Origin of the sequence: Pseudomonas sp. SIMBA_041 (genome assembly GCF_046535095.1) — a bacterium.
GTDB classification, from domain to species: domain Bacteria; phylum Pseudomonadota; class Gammaproteobacteria; order Pseudomonadales; family Pseudomonadaceae; genus Aquipseudomonas; species Aquipseudomonas mucoides.
This window is the reverse complement of record NZ_JAWRXJ010000647.1, coordinates 1-252: the sequence shown is the minus strand read 5'-3', so window position 1 is coordinate 252 and position 252 is coordinate 1. Positions and strand designations below refer to the sequence as shown.

1 pseudogene is annotated in these 252 nt (G+C 67.9%); it reads left to right on the top strand.

Annotation, left to right across the window (positions count from 1 at the left end):
* Positions 1–252, top strand: a pseudogene (locus tag SB725_RS32705) (glutamine--fructose-6-phosphate aminotransferase); the annotation flags it as partial.

The window sequence follows — 252 nt, the reverse complement described above, 5'->3', positions numbered from 1 at the left end:
AACGTCGGCATCAGCTCCCTGGTGCGTGAATCGGACCTGACCCTGCTGACCCAGGCCGGTCGCGAGATCGGCGTGGCCTCGACCAAGGCCTTCACCACCCAACTGGTGGGCCTGCTGCTGCTGACCCTGTCCCTGGGCCAGGTACGTGGCACCCTGGCCGCCGGCGTGGAAGCCGAGCTGGTGGAAGAGCTGCGTCGCCTGCCGATCCGCCTGGGCGAAGCCCTGGCCATGGATGGCGTGGTGGAAAAAACG